The following is a 6,687-nucleotide window of genomic DNA, read 5'->3' as shown; positions in this document are numbered from 1 at the left end:
CCGCAAGTGGACGCCCGACAATGAAAAGCTGATCGCCGGCTTCGACCCCACCAGCCTGTGTTATTCCCTCGTCGAAAATGGCGCTGCCAGCATCGTTACCGATTTCCGCCAGGATGGTGACGGGCTGACGCGTATCCTGATCCTCGATCGCGGCCTGACGCCTGCCCGAACAGGTGCTTTGTCGCAGCGGCTGATCGACATCGAGACCTATCGCACGCTCGCCATGCTTGGCCTTCCGGTGGCCTTGTCGCTATCGAGCCGTGTGCGCCGCATCGAGGACCGACTTGCTCAGGCAACGCGAGAGATGAAGGCCACCGAAACCCGCGACAGCCAGGCCTTGCTCGCCGATCTTACCGAATTAGCCGCCGAACTTGAGGCGGATGCTGCGTCGAGCCTCTATCGTTTCGGCGCCAGCCGCGCCTATGACGGCATTGTTCGCGAGCGCCTGGAAGCACTGGAGGAGGAGGTTGTGCCCGGCTACGACACCTGGGCCGGTTTTCTCAAGCGCCGCGTCGCACCCGCCATGCGCACCTGCCGTTCGGTCGAGGAACGTCAGGCCAATCTGTCACGCAAGCTGACCCGTGCCACAACGCTTCTGCGCACCTGGGTCGATGTCGAGGTCGAAAGGCAAAACCGCGACCTGCTCGCTTCGATGAACAACCGCGCCCGCCTGCAACTGCGCCTGCAGCAGACGGTCGAAGGCTTGTCGGTCGCCGCCGTGTCCTATTATGTCGTTGGCCTGATCGGCTACGTTGCCAAGGGCGCATCGACCGTGGATCATTTCTTCGCCCCCGAGATCGTCACCGCCGCCTCGGTGCCACTGGCGGTTCTGCTTGTCTGGTGGGGCGTGCGCCGGGTTCGCCGTGCCCATGAAGAGCCCAAGACGGCGGCCGGCGAGTAATTCGCGAGGCCTGACCTGCCCGAACGGGCAGGCCTTTCCCACCAGCGTCAGATTGACGCTGCGTGAACCTGATTGGATACCCATCCTGCACCCGACATGCGGGCGGTTTACAGGATGCCGGCACTACTGGTAAAAGCTTTTTACCAGTTGATCGATCGCAGGTGACCTATGTCCGGCCTATTGATGCCCAAGCCAGATGCGGCGACGCTGAGCCGGCGCGACGAAATCGTTGCCGACATGCGCATCATCGTGCCGGGCGAGGGCGTGGTCGATACGGTCAACGAGATGCGCGCCTTCGAAAGCGATGGCCTGACAGCCTACCGCCAATTGCCGATGGTCGTGGTCCTGCCGGAAACGGTGGCGCAGGTGTCGCGCCTGCTCAAATATTGCAACGACCGCAACATCCGTGTCGTGCCGCGCGGTTCGGGCACCTCGCTGTCAGGCGGTGCGCTACCGCTCGAAGATGCCGTGCTTGTGGTGATGAGCCRCTTCAACCGAATCATCGAGATCGATTATCCCAACCGCGTGGTCGTTGCCCAGCCGGGCGTCACCAATCTCGGCATCACCACCGCCGTTGAGCAGGACGGGTTCTACTACGCGCCTGACCCGTCCTCGCAGATCGCTTGCTCGATCGGCGGCAATGTCGCTGAAAATTCCGGTGGCGTGCACTGCCTGAAATACGGCCTCACCGCCAACAATGTGCTCGGTATCGAAATGGTGTTGATGAATGGCGAGGTCGTGCGCCTCGGCGGCAAGCATCTTGAAGCCGAGGGCTACGATCTGCTTGGCGTCATGACCGGCTCCGAGGGCCTTTTGGGCGTCGTTACCGAGGTCACCGTGCGCATTCTCAAGAAGCCGGAGACGGCGCGGGCGCTGTTGATCGGCTTTCCGACCAGCGAGCAGGGCGGCCAGTGTGTCGCTGACATTATCGGCGCGGGCATCATTCCCGGCGGCATGGAGATGATGGATCGCCCGGCGATCCACGCGGCCGAGGATTTTGTCCATGCCGGCTATCCGCTCGATGTCGAAGCACTGTTGATCGTCGAGCTCGACGGGCCGGGCGTCGAGGTCGACCATCTGATCGGCCTCGTCGAAGCGATTGCCAACGCCAACGGCGCCACCACTTGTCGGATCTCGCAGTCCGAAGACGAGCGGCTGACCTTCTGGGCCGGGCGCAAGGCGGCATTCCCGGCTGTCGGCCGCATCTCACCGGACTACTACTGCATGGACGGTACCATCCCGCGCAAGGAACTGCCGCGCGTTCTGGCGGGCATGCGCGAGTTGTCGGAGCAATATGGCCTCGGCGTCGCCAACGTCTTTCATGCCGGCGACGGCAATCTGCACCCGCTGATCCTCTACGATGCCAATGTGCCCGGCGAGCTTGAGAAGGCCGAGGCCTTCGGCGCCGACATCCTGCGCCTGTGCGTCAAGGTTGGCGGCGTCTTGACTGGCGAGCACGGCGTAGGCGTCGAAAAGCGCGACTTGATGCCTGAAATGTTCAACGAGATTGATCTCGACCAGCAGATGCGGGTGAAATGCGCCTTCGACCCCAATCATTTGCTCAATCCGGGCAAGGTGTTCCCGCAGCTTCGCCGCTGCGCCGAGCTTGGCCGCATGCATGTTCATCGTGGCCAGATGGCTTTCCCCGACATTCCGAGGTTTTGAGCGATGCTGCTCAAGCAATCCATCCTTGACGGTATCGCGCGCGGCGACATCACGCTTGCCTTCAGGCGCTGGCAGCGGCCGACGGTCAAGGCAGGCACCCGACTGCGAACGGCCGCTGGGGTTGTCCGCATCGGCAAGGTCGAAACTCTTGATGAGGCGGCCATATCCGACGCTGACGCGATCGCCGCCGGCTATGCCGACCGCGCGGCACTCGTCTTGGATCTGCGCGTCGATGGTGACCGGACCCTGTACCGGATTGCTTTCGACGGCATCGAGGTGGACCCACGGGTCGATCTGCGCAACAGCGAAGACCTGTCAGACGCCGACTGGCACGAGCTTGCGGGCCGCTTCGAGCGCTGGGACAAGACAGCGCCCGGCTATTTCGCGGCGATCCTCGGCGCGATCGCCAAACATCCCGCGACACCGGCCGTCGTGCTTGCCCAAGGCCTCGGCGTCGAGAAGCTGAAATTCAAGCACGACGTGCGCAAGCTCAAGGAACTCGGCCTGACCGAAAGCCTCGAAATCGGCTATCGCCTGTCGCCGCGCGGCCAGGCCGCACTCGAAAAGCTGCGGGAGCACCGGCTTTGACCACATTCACACCCACCACATCAGCTGAAGTCCTTTCCGCCGTCCAATGGGCGCTGGCGGAGGAGACGCCGCTCGAAATCCTCGGCCATGGTTCAAAGCGTGGCATCGGCCGTCCGCTACAGACCGAGCATACGCTTGATTTGTCGAATCTTTCGGGCGTCACGCTCTACGAGCCCGAAGAGCTGGTGTTGTCGGCCAAGGCAGGCACGCCGCTGGCCGAGATCGAAGCACTGCTTGCCGAAAACGGGCAGCAGCTTGCCTTTGAGCCGATGGACTATGGTCCCTTGCTTGGCGGCGAGCCGGGCCGCGGCACAATAGGCGGCGTGCTGGCCACCAATCTCGCCGGCCCGCGCCGCCTCAAGGCGGGTGCTGCGCGCGACCATATCTTGGGCGTCCATGCCGTTTCCGGTCGCGGCGAGGCCTTCAAGTCGGGCGGCCGCGTTGTCAAGAACGTCACGGGCTACGACCTGTCCAAGGCGATGGCCGGCTCGTGGGGTACGCTCGCCGTCCTCACCGACGTCACCTTCAAGGTCCTGCCGGCGGCTGAAACCGAGACCACGCTCACGATACGCGGCCTGCTTGACGACAACGCCGCGGCAGCCATGGCTTTGGCCATGGGCTCCAGCGGCGAGGTCTCGTCGGCAGCGCATCTGCCAGAGCTCATGGCCGCGCGGGTGCTCGACGGGCGCCTCGGCGGCGACCCCGCCACGCTTCTGCGTGTCGAAGGGTTCGGGCCTTCTGTCGCCTATCGCGTTGCCCATCTCAGCGATTTGCTCGGCAATGCCGGCCCTATCGAGGAGATCGCGGGCGAGACGTCGAAGACGCTCTGGCGCGACGTGCGCGATATCAGGCCTTTTGCCGATGATACCGACAAGCCTGTCTGGCGCGTGTCGATGCCGCCGGCCGATGCCCATCACATGGTGCTGGCCCTGCGCATGCAGGTGGCGGCCGATGCGTTCTACGACTGGCAGGGCGGCCTCGTCTGGCTGCGCATGGAGGGTGAGCCCGAGGCCGACTTGCTGCGCGCTCTGATAAAAAGGTTTGGCGGCGGTCACGCCACGCTGGTTCGCGCCGCGCCAGCCTGGCGTGCGGCACTTCCTGTCTTCGAGCCGCAGCCACCGGCGTTGGCGGCACTGTCGGCACGTCTCAAGGCCGAGTTCGACCCGAAAAACATCCTCAATCCAGGCCGCATGGTGCCGGGCGCCGAATATGCTACCTCTACTGCAATCACAGAGGGAGCAACTGCATGAGCGATACAACCCCGCCCGTCACCCCGCGCCAGACCGACCGCTGGCTCGAACCCGGCCAGACCAATGTCCAGGTCATCTACATTCTCTATCTCGCTGGCCTGGTGATCGGCGTCAGCGGCATAGTCGGCATCATCCTTGCCTATATGAATCGCGGCAAGGCTGGCGGCTTTGTCGAGACCCACTACACCTGGCTCATCCGCACTTTCTGGATCGGCCTGCTCTATGCGCTGGTCTCTTTTGTCCTGATGTTCCTGTTCGTCGGCTTCCTGCTGATGTTCGCCGTGGCCGTCTGGTTCATCGTTCGTTGCATCCTTGGCCTGCAGGCGCTTGGTCGCGGCGAGGCGATCAAGAACCCAGACAGCTGGCTTATCTGAGAAAGCCCAAAACGCCGTGCAGACCAATTTCACCCCCGCCCAGCTCGCCGATCCGCATGTCGCCGAGTCGGAAAAGATCCTGCGCAAATGCGTGCATTGCGGTTTCTGCACGGCCACCTGTCCGACCTATGTGACGCTCGGCAACGAATTGGATTCGCCGCGCGGCCGCATCTATCTGATCAAGGACATGCTCGAAAAYGGCCGGCCGGCCGACAAGGAAATCGTCACCCATATCGACCGCTGCCTGTCCTGCCTCGCCTGCATGACGACATGCCCGTCGGGCGTGAACTACATGCACCTTGTCGACCATGCTCGCGCCCATATCGAAGAGACCTATCGCCGGCCGCTGATGAACCGCTTTACGCGCGGCGTGCTGGCTGCGGTGTTGCCCTATCCCGCACGGTTCCGCGCCGCATTGAAGCTGGCCAGGCTCGGCCGGCCTTTTGCCGGGGTCTTTGACTCCGTGCCGGCGCTGAAGCCTTTTGCTGCGATGCTCAGGCTGGCGCCGGCCTCCGTGCCGGCTGTTTCCGCAGTAGCTTCGCCCGCCAGCCATGCCGCCAAGGGCAAGAAACTTGGACGCGTCGCCATCCTCACCGGCTGCGCCCAGCCGGTGCTTGAGCCCGGCATCAACGAGGCGACGGTGTCGCTGCTCACCCGGCTCGGCATCGAGGTCGTGGTGCCGAAAGGCGAGGGCTGCTGCGGTGCGCTTGTCCATCACATGGGCCGCGAGAAGGCAGCGCTGGCTTCGGCGCAGCAGAATGTCGACGCCTGGACGCGCGAACTCGACAATGGCGGCCTCGACGCCATCGTTATCACCGCCTCCGGCTGCGGCACGACGATCAAGGACTATGGCTTCATGCTCAGGCTCGATCAGGCCTATGCCGAAAAGGCTGCGCGGGTGTCAGCACTCGCCAAGGATGTCACCGAATATCTTGCCACGCTCGATCTGCCAGAGCCTCAGCGCAAGCCCGGCCTGACGGTCGCCTACCATTCGGCCTGTTCGATGCAGCATGGCCAGAAGATCACGCGCCAGCCCAAGGAGCTGCTTGCGCGCGCCGGGTTTATCGTCAAGGAGCCGCGCGAGGGGCACCTGTGCTGCGGTTCGGCTGGCACCTACAACATCATGCAGCCGGAGATCTCGGCTCGCCTGCGTGACCGCAAGGTCAAGACCATCGAGGCGACGGGCGCGGCACTTGTCGCCACCGGCAATATCGGCTGCATCACCCAGATCGCCTCGACCGCCAGGCTGCCGGTGGTCCATACGGTGAAGCTGCTCGACTGGGCCTATGGCGGAGACAGGCCGGCTGGCATTCCGGATATCGGCTGAACAAGCGAAGTAGGACGCTGTTTTATTACCTCCGAGGTCGTTGAAACAGATCAGTGCTGTGGCATTTTCCTCGTCACGCGGTCGCTGACTGGCCGAACGATTTCGAGGAGACTGACTTGAGCGTTACCTACCTTATCCGCTTCACCGTCCGCCCCGAGCAGCGCGCCCGCTTCCTCAAGCTCCTCAACGGCGTGCTCGATGCGATGCGCCATGAAGACATGTTCGTTTCGGCAACCCTGCACAGCGATCCGAGCGATGCCAATCATTTCCTGCTGCATGAAACCTGGGCCGATCACCAGGACGTGCTCGATGTGCAGCTCAAGCGGCCATATCGCGAGGATTGGCATGCCGCCCTTGAGGAGCTTCTGGCCAAGCCACGCGACATTTCGATGTGGCAGCCGTTGCGCAGCGACCACAACCAGAATTAGTTGCAGGCTTTGCCGCCCTTACGCATTGAACACGGCTTGTGGAACATGCGAATGTTTCGAGCGTTGCGGGACCTCGAAACATGGTAAAAGGCCCAATGTCAAAAATCAGCCGACGCAGTCTTCTGGCATTGGGCGCAACAGGCATTGCCTCTGC

7 protein-coding genes are annotated in these 6,687 nt (G+C 63.2%); all 7 read left to right on the top strand.

Translation table 11 applies throughout. The features are described from left to right. On the top strand, positions 1 to 901 hold a 901-nt coding region (locus tag AC1DUU_RS19725; RefSeq protein ID WP_476785093.1), incomplete at its 5' end, for a DUF3422 family protein. Between the two features lie 168 nt (positions 902 to 1,069). Continuing rightward, complete coding sequence (locus AC1DUU_RS19720; protein ID WP_476785092.1) at positions 1,070 to 2,566, top strand: FAD-linked oxidase C-terminal domain-containing protein; 1,497 nt, start codon at positions 1,070 to 1,072, stop codon at positions 2,564 to 2,566. A 3-nt stretch (positions 2,567 to 2,569) separates the two neighbouring features. Next, complete coding sequence (locus AC1DUU_RS19715; protein WP_476785091.1) at positions 2,570 to 3,154, top strand: ASCH domain-containing protein; 585 nt, start codon at positions 2,570 to 2,572, stop codon at positions 3,152 to 3,154. After that, positions 3,151 to 4,404, top strand: a complete 1,254-nt coding sequence (gene glcE / locus AC1DUU_RS19710) for a glycolate oxidase subunit GlcE (RefSeq protein ID WP_476785090.1) — start codon at positions 3,151 to 3,153, stop codon at positions 4,402 to 4,404. Before AC1DUU_RS19715 ends, glcE begins: the two co-directional genes overlap by 4 nt. After that, positions 4,401 to 4,778 carry a DUF4870 family protein gene (locus AC1DUU_RS19705; RefSeq protein ID WP_476785089.1) on the top strand — a complete coding sequence of 126 codons (378 nt, stop codon included), beginning with the start codon at positions 4,401 to 4,403 and terminating at the stop codon, positions 4,776 to 4,778. The genes glcE and AC1DUU_RS19705 overlap by 4 nt, the downstream gene beginning before the upstream one ends. A gap of 16 nt (positions 4,779 to 4,794) precedes the next feature. Beyond that, positions 4,795 to 6,105: a glycolate oxidase subunit GlcF gene (glcF, locus tag AC1DUU_RS19700; RefSeq protein ID WP_476785088.1), complete on the top strand. Its 1,311-nt coding sequence runs from the start codon at positions 4,795 to 4,797 to the stop codon at positions 6,103 to 6,105. Positions 6,106 to 6,221: 116 nt separating this feature from the next. Next, positions 6,222 to 6,533, top strand: coding sequence for a putative quinol monooxygenase (locus AC1DUU_RS19695; protein WP_476785087.1), 312 nt, complete (start codon positions 6,222 to 6,224; stop codon positions 6,531 to 6,533). Positions 6,534 to 6,687 lie beyond the last annotated feature (154 nt).

Source organism: Aminobacter sp. P4_H6_2, from assembly GCF_056400805.1.
This window is presented reverse-complemented; position numbering and strand designations above follow the sequence as displayed.